The 16851-nt window shown below is 70.5% G+C and carries 16 protein-coding genes; 8 read left to right on the top strand and 8 right to left on the bottom strand.

The genetic code is table 11. The annotated features are described in order from the left end of the window. Window positions 1-102 precede the first annotated feature (102 nt). The 3 genes from ACIRQY_RS23330 (at window position 103) to ACIRQY_RS23320 (ending at window position 2413) form a co-directional block, all read left to right on the top strand. Window positions 103-228: a hypothetical protein gene (locus tag ACIRQY_RS23330; RefSeq protein ID WP_403928761.1), complete on the top strand. Its 126-nt coding sequence runs from the start codon at window positions 103-105 to the stop codon at window positions 226-228. 277 nt (window positions 229-505) lie between these two features. Beyond that, window positions 506-1738: a TolB family protein gene (locus ACIRQY_RS23325; protein WP_403928758.1), complete on the top strand. Its 1233-nt coding sequence runs from the start codon at window positions 506-508 to the stop codon at window positions 1736-1738. A gap of 246 nt (window positions 1739-1984) precedes the next feature. Next, on the top strand, window positions 1985-2413 hold the full coding sequence (locus ACIRQY_RS23320; protein ID WP_403928756.1) for an ester cyclase: 429 nt from the start codon (window positions 1985-1987) through the stop codon (window positions 2411-2413). Between the two features lie 326 nt (window positions 2414-2739). On the opposite strand, the gene ACIRQY_RS23315 is transcribed toward ACIRQY_RS23320, so the two are convergent. From ACIRQY_RS23315 to ACIRQY_RS23305, 3 genes are all read right to left on the bottom strand, one after another. Further along, window positions 2740-3927: an ATP-binding protein gene (locus ACIRQY_RS23315; protein ID WP_403928753.1), complete on the bottom strand. Its 1188-nt coding sequence runs from the start codon at window positions 3925-3927 to the stop codon at window positions 2740-2742. A 452-nt stretch (window positions 3928-4379) separates the two neighbouring features. After that, a complete protein-coding gene (locus tag ACIRQY_RS23310; RefSeq protein ID WP_351793372.1) occupies window positions 4380-5483 on the bottom strand; it encodes a hypothetical protein in 1104 nt (367 codons plus the stop codon). Between the two features lie 493 nt (window positions 5484-5976). Next, window positions 5977-7671 (bottom strand): FAD-binding oxidoreductase, encoded by a 1695-nt coding sequence (locus tag ACIRQY_RS23305; RefSeq protein ID WP_403928750.1) that lies wholly within the window; start codon window positions 7669-7671, stop codon window positions 5977-5979. A 47-nt stretch (window positions 7672-7718) separates the two neighbouring features. Between ACIRQY_RS23305 and ACIRQY_RS23300 the strand changes: the two genes are divergently transcribed. Next, window positions 7719-8177 (top strand): DUF1877 family protein, encoded by a 459-nt coding sequence (locus ACIRQY_RS23300; RefSeq protein ID WP_403928747.1) that lies wholly within the window; start codon window positions 7719-7721, stop codon window positions 8175-8177. An 83-nt stretch (window positions 8178-8260) separates the two neighbouring features. Here the strand turns inward: ACIRQY_RS23300 and ACIRQY_RS23295 are convergent, their stop codons facing one another. Then, window positions 8261-8779: a hypothetical protein gene (locus tag ACIRQY_RS23295; protein ID WP_403928744.1), complete on the bottom strand. Its 519-nt coding sequence runs from the start codon at window positions 8777-8779 to the stop codon at window positions 8261-8263. Between the two features lie 614 nt (window positions 8780-9393). Here ACIRQY_RS23295 and ACIRQY_RS23290 point away from each other — a divergent pair. Continuing rightward, complete coding sequence (locus ACIRQY_RS23290) at window positions 9394-10083, top strand: adenylate kinase (protein ID WP_403928741.1); 690 nt, start codon at window positions 9394-9396, stop codon at window positions 10081-10083. Between the two features lie 790 nt (window positions 10084-10873). Here ACIRQY_RS23290 and ACIRQY_RS23285 read toward each other — a convergent pair. Together ACIRQY_RS23285 and ACIRQY_RS23280 are read right to left on the bottom strand one after the other, a co-directional pair. After that, window positions 10874-11347 carry a hypothetical protein gene (locus ACIRQY_RS23285; protein ID WP_403928738.1) on the bottom strand — a complete coding sequence of 158 codons (474 nt, stop codon included), beginning with the start codon at window positions 11345-11347 and terminating at the stop codon, window positions 10874-10876. After that, window positions 11344-12648, bottom strand: coding sequence for an FAD-dependent monooxygenase (locus ACIRQY_RS23280; protein WP_403928735.1), 1305 nt, complete (start codon window positions 12646-12648; stop codon window positions 11344-11346). Before ACIRQY_RS23280 ends, ACIRQY_RS23285 begins: the two co-directional genes overlap by 4 nt. Here ACIRQY_RS23280 and ACIRQY_RS23275 point away from each other — a divergent pair. The 3 genes from ACIRQY_RS23275 (at window position 12641) to ACIRQY_RS23265 (ending at window position 14341) form a co-directional block, all read left to right on the top strand. Further along, complete coding sequence (locus ACIRQY_RS23275; protein ID WP_403928732.1) at window positions 12641-13225, top strand: TetR/AcrR family transcriptional regulator; 585 nt, start codon at window positions 12641-12643, stop codon at window positions 13223-13225. The two genes, ACIRQY_RS23280 and ACIRQY_RS23275, sit on opposite strands and share 8 nt — an antisense overlap. A 158-nt stretch (window positions 13226-13383) precedes the next feature. Further along, the gene (locus ACIRQY_RS23270) at window positions 13384-13920 is read left to right on the top strand and encodes a S1 RNA-binding domain-containing protein (protein ID WP_403928729.1); all 537 of its coding nucleotides are present in this window, start codon (window positions 13384-13386) and stop codon (window positions 13918-13920) included. Window positions 13921-14152: 232 nt separating this feature from the next. Next, a complete protein-coding gene (locus tag ACIRQY_RS23265; RefSeq protein WP_403928726.1) occupies window positions 14153-14341 on the top strand; it encodes a hypothetical protein in 189 nt (62 codons plus the stop codon). 766 nt (window positions 14342-15107) lie between these two features. Here ACIRQY_RS23265 and ACIRQY_RS23260 read toward each other — a convergent pair. Together ACIRQY_RS23260 and ACIRQY_RS23255 are read right to left on the bottom strand one after the other, a co-directional pair. Beyond that, entirely contained in the window at window positions 15108-16103 is a 996-nt protein-coding gene (locus ACIRQY_RS23260; RefSeq protein ID WP_403928723.1) for a hypothetical protein, read from the bottom strand. Window positions 16104-16377: 274 nt separating this feature from the next. Continuing rightward, on the bottom strand, window positions 16378-16851 hold a 474-nt coding region (locus ACIRQY_RS23255), incomplete at its 5' end, for an IS5 family transposase (protein WP_403928720.1).

The raw sequence follows: 16851 nt of genomic DNA, 5'->3' as shown, positions 1-16851 counted from the left end.
GTGAATCCCCACCCCGGCGGGAGCGGGCGAGGCCAACGAGGAGGGGGCGCTGGACCTCGGCGACCTCGCCACCGTGCACAGGCGCTGGCCGACCTCGGCTACGTGAGTGTCCCTGAGCGGCTGCCGCGCGGCCGGATGTACGGCCACGGCCACCCCGCCCCGGGCCCGCCGCCGCACCAGACGTACGTCGTGCTCGGCGACGGACCGCTGGACGAACTCGCTGCCTGATATCACCGGCTGGAGGCCGGAGGAGAGGGACGACGGCGTCTCCCTGACCCCCTGGCTGTGCCAGCTCATGGGGTTGGTGCCACGGCTGCGTTCACCGTACGGCCGGGCCCGTGTCTTCGTCCGTCGTACCCGGACACGCTTCGGCGGCCCTGACGTCCGAAGCGTGTCCATGGTTGTACGTCATCGGACTGATTGCCCGCGACGGGCCCGCTGCGGTTGTATCGCGGATTACCCCGGTAGGGGTTTGAGGCGGGGCCACGAATGTTCTGGAGGGGACATGCGAAGACTCTTACCCGCGGTGGCGGGCGCGTTGGGGGCCGGTCTGCTGGCGGCGCTGCTGCCGATGGGGACGGCGAGCGCCGACCCCGGCGGTGGTGGTACGGGGACGGTGCGGGTCAGTGTGGCCGCCGACGGGGCGCAGGGCAACGACAGGTCGTTCGGTTCGGTGCTCAGCAGGAACGGACGCTACATCGCTTTCACCTCGTGGGCGACGAATCTCGTGCCCGGTCCGATCCCCACCCATCAGTCCCGGACGTACTTGCGCGACCTGCGCGAAGGCACGGTGGAGCTGGTGACCTTGGATGGCGCTCCGGTGGACATATGCGACTTCAGCGCCTCGGGGGACCGGATGCTGATCAGGTCGGGCGATCACCTGTATGTGCGCGATCTGCCGACGGGCCTCACCCAGCGGGTGGACGTCGACCTCGGTGAGTTCACCGGCGGCTACCCGCGCGACCCCCGGATCAGCGGTTCCGGCCGCCACGTCGTGTTCGCGCAGGGCCGTCCCTCGGGGTCGACGGCGGCCGAGGGATCAAGGGTGTACGTGCGCGATCTGCTGGAGGGCACGACGCAGTGGGTGAGTCGGCCCAACACCGCGGCCGAGACCTATTACGCGGGCGCACCGTCCATCAGCGACGATGGGCAGCGCATCGCGTACGACAACCTCAGGTACCCCGCCCCGGGCCCCGGCCCCACACCCCCCGCGAAGGGCCATGTCTACCTCCTCGACCGGAGTACCGGCGAGGAACAGATGGTGGATGTCGCGCAGAACGGACCGACACCGGAGCGAGCCCTGAGCGGCCGGCCGTCGATGAGCGCGGACGGCAACCGGGTGCTCTTCGCCCGGTCCGACAAGAGTCCGGTGACGGCGAACGACCAGAACTCGACCATTTTCGTCCGCGATCTGGCGACCGGCACCACCCGGCCGAACCCGTTCAGCCAGCCCACCGGCCACGGCTCGCTCAGCGCCGACGGCCACTCCGTGCTCCTCCTGCCATCCGTCCTGGGCCCGAACACGTTGCTTCCGCCGGTCTTCAGGTGGAACCTGAAGACCGATCAGGCGCAGCTGGTGAGCCTCGCGAGGGACGGCGGGCCGGTCAGCGCCTATCCCGGGCAGATGACCGGCGACGGCCGCACGTTCTCCTTCGAATCGCGTGACTCCGACATCGTCTCCGCCGACACCAACGGCACATGGGACGTCTTCGTTCGGACCCTGCCGCCCGCATCCTGAGACTCCCGTGGCGGGGGGGCGGTCGTTGAACGATCGCCCCCGCGCTCACTCGGCATGATGCCGGGCCCCGCACCCCACCTCCGGGTGCGGGGCCGGACCCGTTCCCGGGCCCGGGGCATGCGGCGCCGGGTGGTTCACGGCCTTCCGCGTACACGTGCGCGACGTGGTTCCGAGTGGTTCGGCCCAGGAGGAAGGCCACCTCACCCCCCTCGCCTGCGTCGATCCGATAGATGTCACACTTTGGCCATGAGCAATGTGAAGGACACTGTCCATCAGTTCCTCCTGCAGGTGCGCTCGGGGCAGCGTCCCGAGCGGGCCGGTGACTTCATGGCCGGCCAGGTCCGGGCCCACCAGGTCGTCTCGGAGGCACCGGTGGTCGTGGAGCGGACACCGAGGGATTACACCGAGCACGTTCAGGAGATGCTCGACGCGTACGGTCCCTTCACGCTGACCGTGGACGAGCTCATCGCCGAGGGGGACCGGGTCTACGCCCGCTGGACCCAGCGCGGGCGGCACAACGGACCGGTCGACCACCACCAGCCGACCGGCGCGCCGGTCACGGCGATGACCAGCGCGGTCTACCGCGTCGAGGACGGCCTCATCGTGGAGTACTGGATCCAGATCGACCGGCAGGGGATCACCGCCCAGCTGCGCCAGCCGGCCATCAATCGCTGATCCCGCTTTCCGGCCGAGTCGGTGGCGATTCCGGCCGTCGTCGTTCTGCACGGGGCTGTTGACGACCTTGCCGCCCGCGCCCATGGCTTCGGCCGGCTCATACTCGAAGGCACGGCCCTGTGCGGCTTCGCTCGGGCCAGTGGCGACAAGCCGGTTCGGGCCCGGCCCGCCGGACTGTTCCGAGTGCAGCCGAGCGGGAAGTCCGCCGGGATCCGGGCGTCCTCGTAGGTCGTCGCCCACGGTCGTCCCGGATCACCGGCGGTCGCATGGGCCTCATCCACGATCGCGAGGTCGAGACCGTCCATGCCTCGGCTGTTGAGCTTCCGTCACCACTTCCCGTGTCCGGTCGAGGCATGGACGATGTGGCGGATGATGGCCGTGGCCTGATTCGGGTGGTGGTCCAGCCAGTCGGTGAGGTGTCGGCGGACGACCTCTTGGACGTAGGTGTTCGCTTCGGGATTGCTGAGCCTGGTCCTGGTGGATCCCTCGAAGACGGGATGGGCGAGCTTCACAGAGACGACTGCGGTCATACCCTCTTGGACGGCCTCGGCCGTGAGGTCCTGGTCGTCTGCGGACATCTGCCCCCGGCGGCGCGCGTACTCGTTGACGACGGACGTGAGCGCGGTACGGAAGCCCTCTTCGTGGGCGCCGCCCTCATGAGTACGGGTGTTGTTCGCGAAGGAGCGGAACTCTCCCGGGGACCAGGTGTTCCACTGCATGGCGACCTGCACGGAGAGCGTCCGGTCCTCGTTCTCCGATCCGAAGCCGATGGCGGGGGAGTGGACAAGACTCGGGGGATAGGGGTTGAGGTGGGCGACGTACGCCAGTAGACCGTCTGCATGGTGGTGGCGGACCGGCCGTACCGGACGTTCGTCGGTGAGCGAGATGGCGAGGCCTCCGTTGAGGAAGGCCAGTTCATGGAGGCGCTGCGACAGGGTCTCGTACGAGAACCGGGTGGTCTCGAAGATGTCGGCGTCGGGCAGGAAGGCGATCTCGGTGCCGTGCTCGCGCGTCTCCTCGTTCCTCGTCAGTGGAGTGACCGGGATGCCCTTCGCGTATTCCTGCGTCCAGCGGTGGCCGTCTCGGTGGATTTCGACGGTGAGTCGGCTCGACAGCGCGTTGACCACGGACAGCCCCAGGCTGAGGCCACCGGACACCCCGTAGCCGGTGCAGGGTCTGGTGCCGAATGACAGATCCGTCAGCTCGCGCTCGACGGCCGACTTGCCGGTGGGTTCCGCTGCCTCGACGGGCAGGCCCCGCCCGTTGTCCCTGAGCCGAATGCCGCCGTCCGCGGCGATCGTGACGTCGATGGCGTCGGCGTGGCCGGAAAGATGCTCGTCGACGGCGTACGAGACGACCTCGTAGACCATGTGGTGCAGGCCGCGCTCGCCGGTCGAGCCGATGTACATGCCCGGCCGCCTGCGCACCGCCTCAAGGCCCTCGAAGACCTGGATGTGGCTGGCGTCGTACTCGCTCACGGCCACTGGCTGGCCGGGGTTGCCGGACTCGGTCATGAAGCACCCTCCCTGGGACGTCCTGGGCATGCTGAGCGCAGGTCACGAAACCGCGGCCAACACCGCGTTCACGCTGTCGCCCGCACCCGTCCATCCTAGGTACCCGGAGGGAAACATGCAGGTCAGGCCGCATGCACCCGAGGTCCCAGGTGACCGCGTCCACGACTTTTCCGACAGCTTCGTTCCGGAGTGCCGCCACCAGGAGCAGAACAATACGAAGACCCCGCCACAGGCGTGTGAGGGGCGTTCCAGGCGGGAGCCGGGGGCCCTTCCTCGTGAATTTTCCGGTGGGGTGTGGCCCGCCCCTGCCCTGGCGAGACTACGTCGAGAGGGCGGGCCGCTGGAGCTCTGCCACAACCACTACCGTGCCCCCGCCGCTTGACTGGATGTTCAGGCCCCTTCGAACGCCGGCGGACGGACGATGGGGTCTCGGGCGTGAGGCTCATGAGGGCTCAGTGGCGTCGGACGACCTGGGCCTCCGCCCGTTCCACGGCGGCTCTTCCATGGACGTGGACCAGGGCGAGGTGGAACAGGGCCGGGGCTGTCGGAGCCCAGCGGTGCACCCGGTCCGTGTGCAGCAGATAGCCGGCCACGGTGGCCGCGCGGAACGGGACGAGGTCGATGGTCTGATGCTCCCAGCGGTCGGCCACACCTCTGCTCAGCCGGGACCGCAGTCCCTGGGCGGTCAGGTCATGCAGACGCGCGTAGAAGTGGGCGCTCCACTGGCGTTTCTCGACGTCGAGCACGAAGGCGAGGAGTTCGAGGGAGTACTCGTGCGGCTCCAGCGCCAGTTCTTCCCGCATGCCGCGCTGGGCGACCGAGTGGAGGACCGGTGCGCTTCTGCCGGATGAATCGATGTGCCGGGACACCCCTTCGTTGACGGAGGAGTTCCAGGTGCCGGGAGCCATCCGGACCTGGTCGCTCCGCCGACTGACCACCAGCAGGTCGTCGGCGGTCACCACGGCGATGTTGACACCGAGACTGCACTGCAGGAAAGCGGGTGCTTCAAGGGGGCGGTCGGGGTCCAGGTAGCGGGAGCGCAGTGTCGTACCGTCGGGCAGCCGACGGTCGAGCTGTTGGGCGGCGAGGAACGTGTAGTAGTCCGTGGGCCGCAGCCGCAGGCGGACTTCCGGCTGCTCGTCCAGAGGGGTCCGAGAGACGGCGAACGACTCGACCGCGTATCGCGGGCCGTTCCAGATCGGGTTCTTCCCCTCGGCGCGGAGCCTGGCGCTCTCGGCCTCGATCTCCTCCCGCCAGTGAGTGATCTCGGAGGGGAGGACGACCTCGTCGTCGAGTACCTGGATGTGCACGCTCGGCGGGGAGATGGGTGTCTCGCCGTCCCCCTCGACGATCAGTGCCGAAGTGCGCAGGGGGCCCAGTGCGAAGGTCGCCCACGAGGCATCGGGTTCGTCGCGGAACCGACGGCTCCGAAGGACGGCCGACCAGCGCCTGCGCACCTTGAACCACGAGTCCTGCAGGGGTTGCTGGAACAGCACCGCGAAGAGCATGCCGATGACGGCCCCGACGATCCCGTTGGCCATGTCTATTCCGCCCATGCCGCGGAGCATAGCGACGGCGGGTGGCGGAGTCGGGTGATCTCCCTGTATTCAGCAGGACCACCGCGATGGTCGATCCTGCGCTGAGCGCAAACGGGCCGGCTGTGGGGATGCGGGGCAGTAATGAGACGCTGCGGCTCTGCTCGCAGGAGGACCGGCGCAGAGTTCGATGGCGCGCTGGGCCCCCGGCCGGGAGAGCAGGAACCAGCGGCCCGGCCACGGGGCGGCGATCCGGTCCAGCTCGGGCATGAGGACCACAGGGATGGGCCTCTCGGCGCAGACGCGGCCGAGGGCGTTGACGAGGGCGTATTCGTCGGCGGCGGACAGCGCGGACAACACGGTCGGCACCGTTTCCCGCCCCATGGACGCTGTCGCCGCACTGGGGCAGAGGGCGCGGGCATGTTGCTTGAGGAAGCCCCGCGCGGGACGGCCGGAACCACCAGCGGTGTGACCTGCGCTCCCTCTCCTCTGTCCGGAGCGGATGGCTCACCCTCTACCTGGGCGGCGGTTCGACCGAGAGGGAGTGCCGGAAGACGTCGCGGGGGTCCCAGCGGGCCTTGATCCGCTGCAGGCGGGGGTAGTTGGCCTTGTAGTACAGGGTGTGCCAGGGGGTGCCGGAGGTGTTCCAGGCAGGGTCGGCGAGATCGGTGTCGGCGTAGTTGATGTAGGAGCCGTCACTGACGTCGCCGGGGACGGGGACGCCTCCGGTGTCGCGGTACACGTCCCGGTAGAAGTCGCGCACCCAGGTCAGTCTGGCCGTGTCGTCCGCCTCGGCGGCCCAGACGGTGAAGTAGATGGCCTTCATCACCGAGTCCCGCTGGGCGACGGCGGTGGCGTGGGGGGTGACGGCGTTGACCTGACCTCCGTACCCGATGAGGAGCATCCCGCTGTCGGTGTCGCCCGTGCTGCCCGTGTCGTTCGTCAAGTGGCGGTAGACGGTGGCCAGTTGGGTATCGGTGAACCCGCGGCGCAGGTAGCCGGCCTTGTCCTTGTAGCGGCGGGTGCCGACATCGCCCGCTTCGCCGGTGCCGGGCCAGGTCATGGCATGCAGCCACGGCAAGATGCCCCGGAGCGTCACGGACGGGGCGACGCCGCCACCCGCCGTCATGGCGGAGACGAAGCCGGTGAGGAGGGCATCGGCGTCCGGGAGGTCCGCGTCGATCTGCACGGTCAGCTGAAGGCCGCCGGTGGCGCGGTGTCTGGCCACGAGAACCGCGTACAGGTTCGCGGCGCGCGAACCGGGCGCGCTGTTGTGCTCGTGCCAGGTCCCGAAATTGCGCAGCAGGGTCGTGAAGGCGCGCTCGTCCATCCCGTCCCAGGTCCAGATGACCAGCCCCTCCAGCAGCCTGCTCGGTGCGGACGGCAGAAGGCGCGCGGGCTCGGCCGGTCGCCGGTCGCCGCTGCCCTCCGGCCCCGGGGAGCGCAGCCAGTAGCGGGTGACGACACCGAAGTTGCCGCCCCCACCGCCGGTGTGGGCCCACCACAGGTCGTGGTGTGGATCGCCGGGATCACGGGTGGCGACGACCGCGCGGGCGGTGCCGTCTCGGTCGACGACGACCACCTCGACGGCATGCAGATAGTCCACGACCGAGCCGTGTCGCCGGGACAGCGGACCGTATCCGCCACCGGCCAGATGCCCGCCCGCACCCACCTCGGGACAGCCACCGGCCGGGATCGTCACACCCCACCCCTGGAACAGGGTCCGGTACACGTGCCCGAGGGTCGCCCCCGGCCGTACGACGAAGGCGCCCATCCCCGGGTCGAAGCCGACGGCGCCCATCGGCGAGAGATCGAGCAGCACCCGCACATCCGGGCCGGCGGTGAAGTCCTCGAAGCAGTGACCGCCGCTGCGCACCGCGATACGGCGCCCGGAACGGACAGCGTCGGCCACCGCCCGCACCACCTGCCCGGTGGAGCCGACCAGACGGATCTCTTCCGGTCGGCCGACGAACCGGAAGTTGTCGCCGCGCCGCAGACTCTCGTAGCGGGAATCGCCGGGAAGGACCACCACCTGCCCGAACGGCGTTCCTCCGCCCTCGTCCTCACCGCCTGTCCGCCCTATGCCCGTACCGCTCAGCGCCTCGGCGGCTCCGGCAGCGGCGCCACCGCCCGTCCCGCCGATGGTGAGCGCAGCGGCCCGGGCGAGCAGGTGGCGCCGCCCGAGGCTCTCGTCCGTCGAGCGTTCCATCGCGTGGTCCTCCTCCGCCGGGGCGTCCTCCGGCGCCCGCACGCTACATGCGCACCCGGACCGAACCGCCCTGCCGCACCCGGCTGTCGACACGGCTCACCGGATCGGACTCAAACGGCGACGGCCGTGACCAGGTGGACGGCGCGCACCTGCGGGCGGTCAGCTCCCGGCCCGGCGGTCAGGCCTTGTTGAAGCGTTCGGCGTTCCCGGTGGACATCGTGCATGGCGAGGAACCCTTCACCGGGGTCGATGACTGGGGCTACGGGCCGCCGCGATACGTGACTGGCGACCGCGTACGGCTGGCCGCTGAAACGCTGACGCAGATGACCTATGACCAGTTGATCCAGGGTGTCGATCACTCCGAACTCGCCACAGCCGAGATCTACCCCCTGATCTGGGATTCGCCGACGTCGCTGGGCTGGGCCCGAGATCTGTTCATCCCTCTGACGGAGTTCTTCCAGGCCGCTGCCTCTGATGGCCACGCCATGGTGATCTGGCTCGACTGATGTCTGGTTCTGCCTGTCTGACGGGCGGTATACGGCAAGGTCGGCTGCGGGGTAGATCTCGGCTGGGCTCGAACGGTCCGCCGTCAGCGGCCGTACATCCGGCGGCAGAGAGCGGGGGCGCCCATGGGGGCCTGGATGCCTTGGGCCTGGCGGCAGAGTCGGCGCATGTCGGGGGCGGCTCCGGTCGTCGGCTGCTGTCGGCGGGCGGAGGGTTTCATGGGGGTCCGGCGGGGTTTCGGGCGGGCCGCGGAGGAACGGATCGGCGTCCGGGCCTTCGTGGCGGGGTGTTTCGGGGCGGTCTGTCGTGGCGGTCGAACCGTTGCCGGCCGCGCGGCTCGGGGAGCGGTGGCGGGGCGGTCTGCCAGGGCCGGGGCCTTCGTCCTGGCCGTGGTGGTGCGGCGGGGGCCGGTGGTGGAGAGATCCTCGCGTGGTGGGGCGAGGGTGAGTTCGGGCCAGGTGGTCACCGGGGTCGGCGGGAGTGCGTCAGCGGGCTGGAGTTGCGCGGGCCGGGCCGGAGCGGAGGCGTGCGGGGCGGGGACGGCCACGCATCCGCTGGTGAGGAGCGCGGCGAGGACGAGGAGCGTTGTACGGCGGGGGTGCATGGTGTCCACGCTGCCCGACCGGGGGCGGGCGACGGTGGCGGCGCGGCCCGGGTCCACCGTGACGGGTGACCGGCCGGATGGTGGCGGCCGTGCCTCCACACGGCGGACTGCGGATGGCGGCCGACGGATGGCGGAAGGCTGAGGCACGGACTGCGGAGGGTGTACGGCTGAGGCAGGGCTGGAGCGGTACGGGAGCGCAACGATCAGTCGGCTCAACGCACTTCGGCGAGCGTGGCGGCCCGGAAGGGTGGCTGTGTCGGGCGTACGGCGGGCCCGAAGCCCACCGGGGGCCGCGCGCGGTACGCGCGGAGGGGCCGGGTTCGGGCCTTCGCACTTACGATCCCCGGGGGGAGAGAGCGGCCGGAGGCGCCCGGCGGCGGGCGGTGGCGCTGTGCATCCGCCGGAGGCAGAGGCGCGTCCGGCCGGGACGTGCCGTCGGCCTCGACGACGCCGTTCCTGGCCAGTCCGCGAAGGCTACGGCTGGGGGTATCCCCCGCTCCGGTCTTGGGGTGGGCCGTATCGTGCCTTGGCGGGTACCGGATCTAACGTTCGGTTCATGGCTGCGGAGCCCGGGACCGGTCCTGGGTCAGACCGGGCGAAGGGATACCTCATCGATGCGCATCCTCCTGATCGGGCCGCCGGGGGCGGGCAAGGGCACGCAAGCGGTGCGCATTGCCGCGCATCTGTCGATCCAGCACGTCTCCACGGGTGACCTGTTCCGTGAGCACATCGAGCAGGGCACCGAGCTGGGGCGGAACGCCCGGAGTCACCTACGCGCCGGTCTTCTGGTGCCGGACGAGGTCACGATCGGAGTGGTCGAAGAGCGCCTTGCCCACCCGGACACCGGGCGCGGATTCCTCCTGGACGGCTTTCCCCGCAACCGCGTTCAGGCGGAGGCGCTGGACGGCATCCTGGCCGGCTCGAAGTCGAGGCTGGATGCTGTGCTCGGCCTGGAGATTCCCGAGGCTCAGGTGGTCAGCCGGATCGCTGGACGACGGGTGTGCCGACGGGACCGCGAGCACATCTTCCACGTCGACCACAGGCCGCCTGAAGCGGCAGGGACCTGCGATGTCTGTGGCGGAGAGCTGTACCAGCGCGATGACGACCGCGAGGCAACCGTCCGAAGACGACTGGAGGTCTACCACAGCGAGACGGCGCCGGTCATCGACCACTATCGGGTCCAGGGCTTGGTCGCCACGATCTCGGCCCTCGGCCAGGTCCAGGAGGTCCTGGACCGTGCGCTTGCCGCGCTCGGCCAAGGACGGATGAATGCCTCCGGCACGTCGGGCCGTCGACCCCTTTGATCGACGAACTGCGACACCCCGACACCTCGCGACCTCCTGTCGGCCCTCACCTGGCGTGACGCCCGAGGCAGGACCCGCAATCCGAAGCACGTCATGGACGGCCGCGTGTGGCGCTCCGTCAACTTCCAGGGCGTCCACCGACTCACCTCCGAGTCCGCCGCACGTTGGCCGGGCTCGTCGGCAGCGCCCAGTGCACCCGGGACGCCCCGCATCCGCATGCCCACCGGCCGGGAAACGCGGGTGCGTGAGAGCACCCGGAGGTGGCTGAAGTGTGTTCGGCGTCCTCCCGCCGCTCGGCCATCAGGTGAGCCCTGGAGTCGGGTCCCCGTGTGGGCGGACCTGAAAGCGCCCTGGGGGAAGACGGACAGCGGTAGCGACGGCGGGTAGCTGACACGTGTGCCTCGATGTGGTGGGTGTACCTATCCCCGGTCCGCAGCAGACGGCGGAGGGCGCCGCAGATGGGCAAATGTGAGGCGGGAGTGACAGGCGTGACTCAGAAGGTGCGGGCCGCCTCGACCCCGTTGTCGGCGGTGCGGATCCGGCGGGTCCTGCGTCCGGCCGAGGACCGTCCACCGTTCCGGGACCGGCTGCGGTGGTCCCGCATCGGCGTGGTGGCGGCGAGTCGGGCGGCACGGTCGACCGTCAGGCGACGTACCAGATCCGTATCGACCTGAAGCCGGAACTGGCCACCGGCGAGCGTGTGGCAGTCAGCCGGACGCGGGGTGCGTGCGGCGCGGACGGCTGAGCGGATTCCAACCGGCCGGAACGGGCCGTCTCGGCCCGCGTCATGTCACGAGTTCCTGCGCGCGGCAGGTGCGGCCCTGTGCAGGGACAGGGCGAAAGCGCAGCTGGTGAGGGTGAGGAAGACGATCGGCGGAGGGGGCAGCAGGAGGACGGATACCGCCAGGGAGGCGAGGGAGGCCGCGAGAGCGATCCATCCGAACGCGGTCCGGCGCTGGACGAGGGCGGGGGAGTGGCGGACGGCGGCGAGGATCATGAGGCCGCAGGCGATGATGAAGAAGGCCATGGCGACGCTGATGCCGTTGAAGACGTCGAGGACCGTGCGTTCCAGACCCAACAGGGTGAAGGCGGGCTCCTGCATGGCGATGTCGACCTGACGCTGTCGCGGAGTCCTGGCCGTCGCCGAAGTGACGGAGAGCGCGAGATGGCCGACGCCCATGAGGACAAAGCCGTAGGCGCCGACCGCGAAGGGACGGACGGGGTCCGCCCGGCGGAGGGGGCGGGATGTGTCCGTGGTGCTCACCGATGCTCCTTGGTGTTGGTGTTGGTGTTGGTGTTGGTGTTGGTGGGGGCGGAAGGCGGTTGCCAGTCGAGGACCGTGTCCAGAGCTCTTCGCGACAGCGCTCGTGGCATGGCGCGTACGGCCAGGTTCCGGAGGGGCACGGCGAGCGGGTGGGAGAGCCGGGCGAGTTCGCCGAGCCGCCGGGAGCGGCGGCTGATCAGGGTGGTCCGCCGGTGCCTGGCATCCGTATAGGCGGCGAGCGCGACCGGTGCATCGTCGGTGGACGCGAGGAGATGCGCCACGACGACGGCGTCCTCGATGGCCTGGCAGCCGCCCTGGCCCATGTTGGGGGTCATCGCGTGGGCTGCGTCACCGAGCAGGGCCGCTCTGCCGGTGTGGAGCCGGGGCAAGGGGGCGGCCAGCTCATGGAAGTCGTGGTGGAGTATGCCGACCCGGTCCGGGGCCCGCTGGTCCAGCCTGTCCAGCAGCGCCGGTATCGGATCGTGCCACGCGCCGAAGCGCCGGGTCAGCTCGGCGTGGTGGTCGGCGGGCCCGGCTCCCGTCCTGGCGCCGGGGCCGGAAACGGCGGTGGCGTAGACGTAGACACGGCCGTCGGAGAGAGGGACGACACCGAACCGCTCGCCCCGCCCCCAGGTCTCGGCGGCCTCCTGGGCGGGCAGGCCCGCACCCGGCAGCACCGCTCGCCAACCGGCCTCACCGGCGTGACGCAGCCCGCGGTGGCCGGGGAAGAGCTGTCCGCGGAGCACGCTGCGGATGCCGTCCGCCCCCAGCGCGACGTCGGCGCGCAGATCGCCCGCCGACGTACGCACGGTCACGCTGTCCCCCGTGTCGTCCACACCGGTCACCGATACGCCGAGGCGCAGGGTACCGACGGGCAGGGCGGTCGCGAGGGTGTCGATCAGGAAGCCGCGGTGCACGGCCCGCGCGGCCGTTCCATGGCGTGCGGACAGCGAGCCGCTGTCGGACCGGGTCAGCCACGTGCCGTCGGGCGTACGCAGCCCGACCTGGCAGGGCAGGGCGTCACCCGCCCACGAGCCGGGGGCCAGGCCGATCGATTCCAGGGCGCGCAGCGCGTTCGGGGCGAGCACGATGCCCGCGCCGACACCCGTGAGTACGGAGGCCCGTTCGCACACGGTGACGTGCCATCCGCGGCGGCTCAGGCCCACCGCCGCGGTCAAGCCCCCGATTCCGCCTCCGGCCACGACGGCATGACGGACACCCATGTCGACCACCCCCTTGTCTCTACACCTGTAGAGGTCGATGATCCGCACTCTACATCTGTAGAGTGCGGGTATGTCCATCTCCGACCGTCGAAACCTGATCGCCGACGCCGCCATCGGCACCGTGGCGACCGCCGGGCTGCGCGGCCTGACGCATCGCGCGGTCGACGCCGCCGCAGGCCTGCCGGCCGGCAGCACGTCCTACTACTTCCGCACTCGCGGTGCTCTCATCAGCGCCTGCTACCTCCGCCTGACCGAACTCTTCGTCGCCGACGTGGACCGCTGGGAAGCGGACCAGGGTCGCCTGGACCTTGACTCCGCCGCGGACGGGATGGCCACGCTGCTGCACCACTGGCTGACGACGGCGCGCGAACGCCAGATCGCCCGCTTCGAGCTCGGCCTGGAAGCTACTCGCCGACCGGAGCTGCGCGCCGACCTGCGGACCGCAGGTCTCGCCGCGCAGGCCAGGACCGCCGCCCTGCTGGCGGCACTCGGGGCTCCCCGTCCCGGCCCGGCGGCGGATCTCTTCGTCGCCTGGACCGACGGCCTGCTGTACGACTGGCTCGCGGGCGCGCTCGCGGCGACCCGCCCGGTGCCCGACGCGACCGAGCTGGCCACGGTGGTTCGGCGGATGCTCGAAGCAGCGCTCTCCGTCTGACCGGGCCGGCGGCCTCATCGACGTGAGGACGCGGTCGGCCCGCGGTCGCCCTCAGGGCCATCCTCACGCCACTGTCGGTATGGGTGCTCCGGGCGGAGGAGTACTGGGCGGCGATGCTCACCCTTCCCGGCGTGACCGGCGCATGCCATGATCGGTGAATGAGCGAGTACTCCTGGCCCTGGGAGAACGGCAGGCGCATGCCCGACGCGGCCTCGGCCTGGACCGAGACCGTCCGCGTTCTGCCCGTCGGTACCCGCATCACCGGTGAGGTCGTCGGCCGACAGCCCTTCGGCGTCTTCCTCTCCATCGACGACCGGCCCGACGCCGTGGGCCTGGCCAGGATCGACAGGAAGCCCAGGTGCATGGAGCTGCCGACCGTGGGGCAGCACGTCACCGGCGAGGTCGTCTGGCACACCGACCACAATCATCAGGTGGGGGTCGTGCTCGGCGAGTGGGCCGAGCACGAAGACCTGCTGCCTCGCTTTCGCGTCGGCCAGGTCGTCGCCGGGCGCATCATCAAGGTCGCGTCCATCGGCGTCTTCGTGCGCCTCGCCGACTGCGTCGAGGGACTCGTTCCGTTCACCGGGCCGACTGCGTCCTCGGAGTCCTTCCGCGAGGGCCAGGAGATGTTCGTACAGATCGTGGAGATCGACCACGAGCGGAACCGGATCCTGCTGGCAGTGCCCGTCCCGTAGCTCCTGAACGCTGCGCTGGGCGGTGGTCCCGCCCAGCCTTTCGCGGGCCCTGCATGGTCCGGAGCTGGGCCGCTGCGGCCGGTGACTTGACCGTGAGCTGTCCATCCGAGTGGAGGGGAACACCGGTTGGGTTCCCGGGGCCGGTATGGGCGAGCGGCTGGGCGGCGCCGGGATCGGCACGTCAGGGTCGAGCGGCTGACCGGCCCGTTGGCGTGACCGGTCTCCCCGGCCGGTGACGGACAGGCGCGTGGAGGCGGCCGACCCGGACGCCGTCGAGGAGGCGGTCGCGCACAACGCCTTCCTCTCCTCCGAGATCGCGGTCGCGCAGTACCGGCACCGGGCTCTGGTGATGCTGGGACGCGGCGAGGAGGCCCCGGCCGAGGCGCGGCAGACGTACGCCGCCGAGCACGCCAAGCCGTGACACCGGTCCGTGCATGAAGGCGGCAACACCCCGTGTGCCGCGACCGAGGCCGCCGCACAGGGCCAGACCCGTACCGCCGAACACCTTCTCGCCGTACGGGCTGGAGCAGCTGCGCAACCGGGCCGGGCCCGATCCGGTCAGTCCCGCACCGTGGCCGCAGCGCCTGCCCGAACTCGCCGCCCGCCCGCCGGACAGTGAAATCTGGAGGTGCTCGCGTGAACGCCGTACCGGAGCCGTCCGGCATTCTCCTCGCCCGGCAAGGACTGCTCGCCACCCGCGAAACGGCGAAGGAGCCGGGCGCCGCCTGGAAGAAGCCGAGGCGGTGGACCACTACCGTGTCCGCGACGGCCGCACCCCCAGGAGGCCCCGGTCCTGGCCACCGTCGTTGTCGTACGCCAGAGCAGGTTCGCCGCGACCTCGGCGCCCGTGCCTTCCCCGACATCAACGAGGAGGATCAGCACGACGAGGCGCCGACGTTGCTGGAGGAGGTCCGTGCCCACCGGCGTCGAGCCGGTGATCGATGCCTCCGAGGTCGCGGAGGGCGTAATGGAGGCCGCTGTACGTCGAGTTGGTCAGTTCGCTTCGCCGTGCTTCGGTCGCCTTCTTGAGTGTCGGTGTGCGCCTCGGTCCGGCGGAGCATCTTCATCCCGTGGCCCTCGGGGCCGACCGGTGCTGGGGGCCGCCGCGGCCAGTACCCCACGGGGGTTCCGGCCGCGGCGGTTCCGTGCGACCGGCCGCGCGGTCAGTGCTTCGGCCGGTGCCGTGGTCAGTCCCGCGAGCCCGGACAGATGTCGAGGGAGAGCAGCGAACCGCCCTCGTCCTCGTCATCCGTGCCCACTATGCCCGTTTCGCTGCCGCGGCGGCAGGCGACCGCCTCGATCTTGCGGTTGTCGACCTCCTTGTCGAACGAGGCGAGCGCGGTGAGCCGGTCCTTCGACTTCAGATCGACCCGGATCCGGCCCGACTTGTCCGAGGTCACCTTCCCGGCGATGTAGACCGCCGAGGCGAACGGCCCGGAGTTGAGGTTCGGGTCCGACGCGGCGGTCAGCAGCACCGTGCCGTCCGCGTGGATCTTGATGTCGCTGGCGTGCCGTACCTCCTGTCCGTCCACGGGCAGCGGGTAGGGCACCGTGAAGGCCACGGGCGCGGTCGCCGGGCCGAACGTCCCGCTGTTCGGGTCGTACTCGGCGGCCCGCACCAGCGAGGGCTTGTCACCGCTCGAACCCCGGGTCGCCCAGACGGCGATGGTCCGTCCGTGCTGGCGGGTCAGGGCGAAGCTCTCGTAGTTGTCCCCGGCCGCCCGGTCGGGCACGGGCGAACTGCCCCACGCCACAGCCGCGTCCGGGTCGAGGGTGAAGCGGTACGCCGTGCCGTCGCTGGTGAGGGTCACGTAGTCACCCGGCTGCCCGGGCACCGAGTCGACCGCCTCCAGGTCCCTCGGCTCCGGCATGCCCTGCCAGGGCAGCTCCCGCACGACCGGCGCCTTCTTGCCGGAGGCGCTGTACCGGACGGTGGCCACCCGGCTCTCGCCGGGCTTCTTGCTGTCCCGCACCATCACGAGGTCGACGCTCTTCTTGGCGCCCCCGCGCTTCTCGATCACTGCGAGTCCGCTGACACCTCCGGTCATCCCGGTGCCCACCCGCTGCCACTCCGACGCGTCGGCGGCGTCGGCCGTGTCGGAGGCGTTGGCGGTGGTGGCGAGTGAGCCGCCGAGGGCCAGGAGGGCGACGGCGGTGGCGATTGTCCATCTGCGACGAGTCATGGGGCGGACGCTAGCCCAAGATCTCACGCGTTCGGCAGCGGGTGTCTCGTTAAGGTAAAACGCGCAGGTCGGGAGGCGGTTGCACATCGCGGCCCAGTCGAACATCCTCAACTCACCGCACAGCGGAACCACTTGTGGGCGCTACCGGGGCGTGGGAGGGTGGCGCTCCGGGAGTCGTGCCCATGGCGGCTCGTCCCTGACCGGTCCGTTTCGCGCGCCCGCGCCCGTCCCGGCCGACGAAGGTGGCGCTCGGCTAGGGCGTGTCTTCAAAGGGTCATATCCACATCAGGAGTGACGCGATGGTGAGGGCCGCTTCGTAGGACTCGCGGGTTTTGTCGTAGCGGGTGGCGATGGCGCGGTACTGCTTCAGCGTGTTGAAACAGCGTTCGACAACGTTGCGCTGTTTGTAGCGTTCCTTGTCGAAACCAGGAGGTCTGCCGCCGCTGCGGCCGCGACGGCGGCGGTTCGCCTGCTGGTCCGAGCGCTCCGGAATGGTGTGGGGAATGCCGCGTTTCCGCAGATAGTCGCGTATGCTCCGGCTGCTGTATCCCTTGTCGCCCAGAAGATGGTCGGGCCGGGTTCGCGGTCGGCCTGGACCTGGCCGGCGGACCTTGACGCGTGCGAGGACCTGCTCGAACTGCGTGCAGTCGTTGATGTTGCCGCCTGTGACCACGAAGCTCAGCGGGCGGCCTCGGCCGTCACAGCCAAGATGGATCTTGGTGGTCAGTCCGCCACGGGATCGTCCGAG

It is taken from the genome of Streptomyces sp. NPDC101490 (assembly GCF_044767145.1).
Taxonomy (GTDB): domain Bacteria; phylum Actinomycetota; class Actinomycetes; order Streptomycetales; family Streptomycetaceae; genus Streptomyces.
Note: the sequence above shows the minus strand (reverse complement) of the source record. Positions and strands in the feature narration are given on the sequence as shown.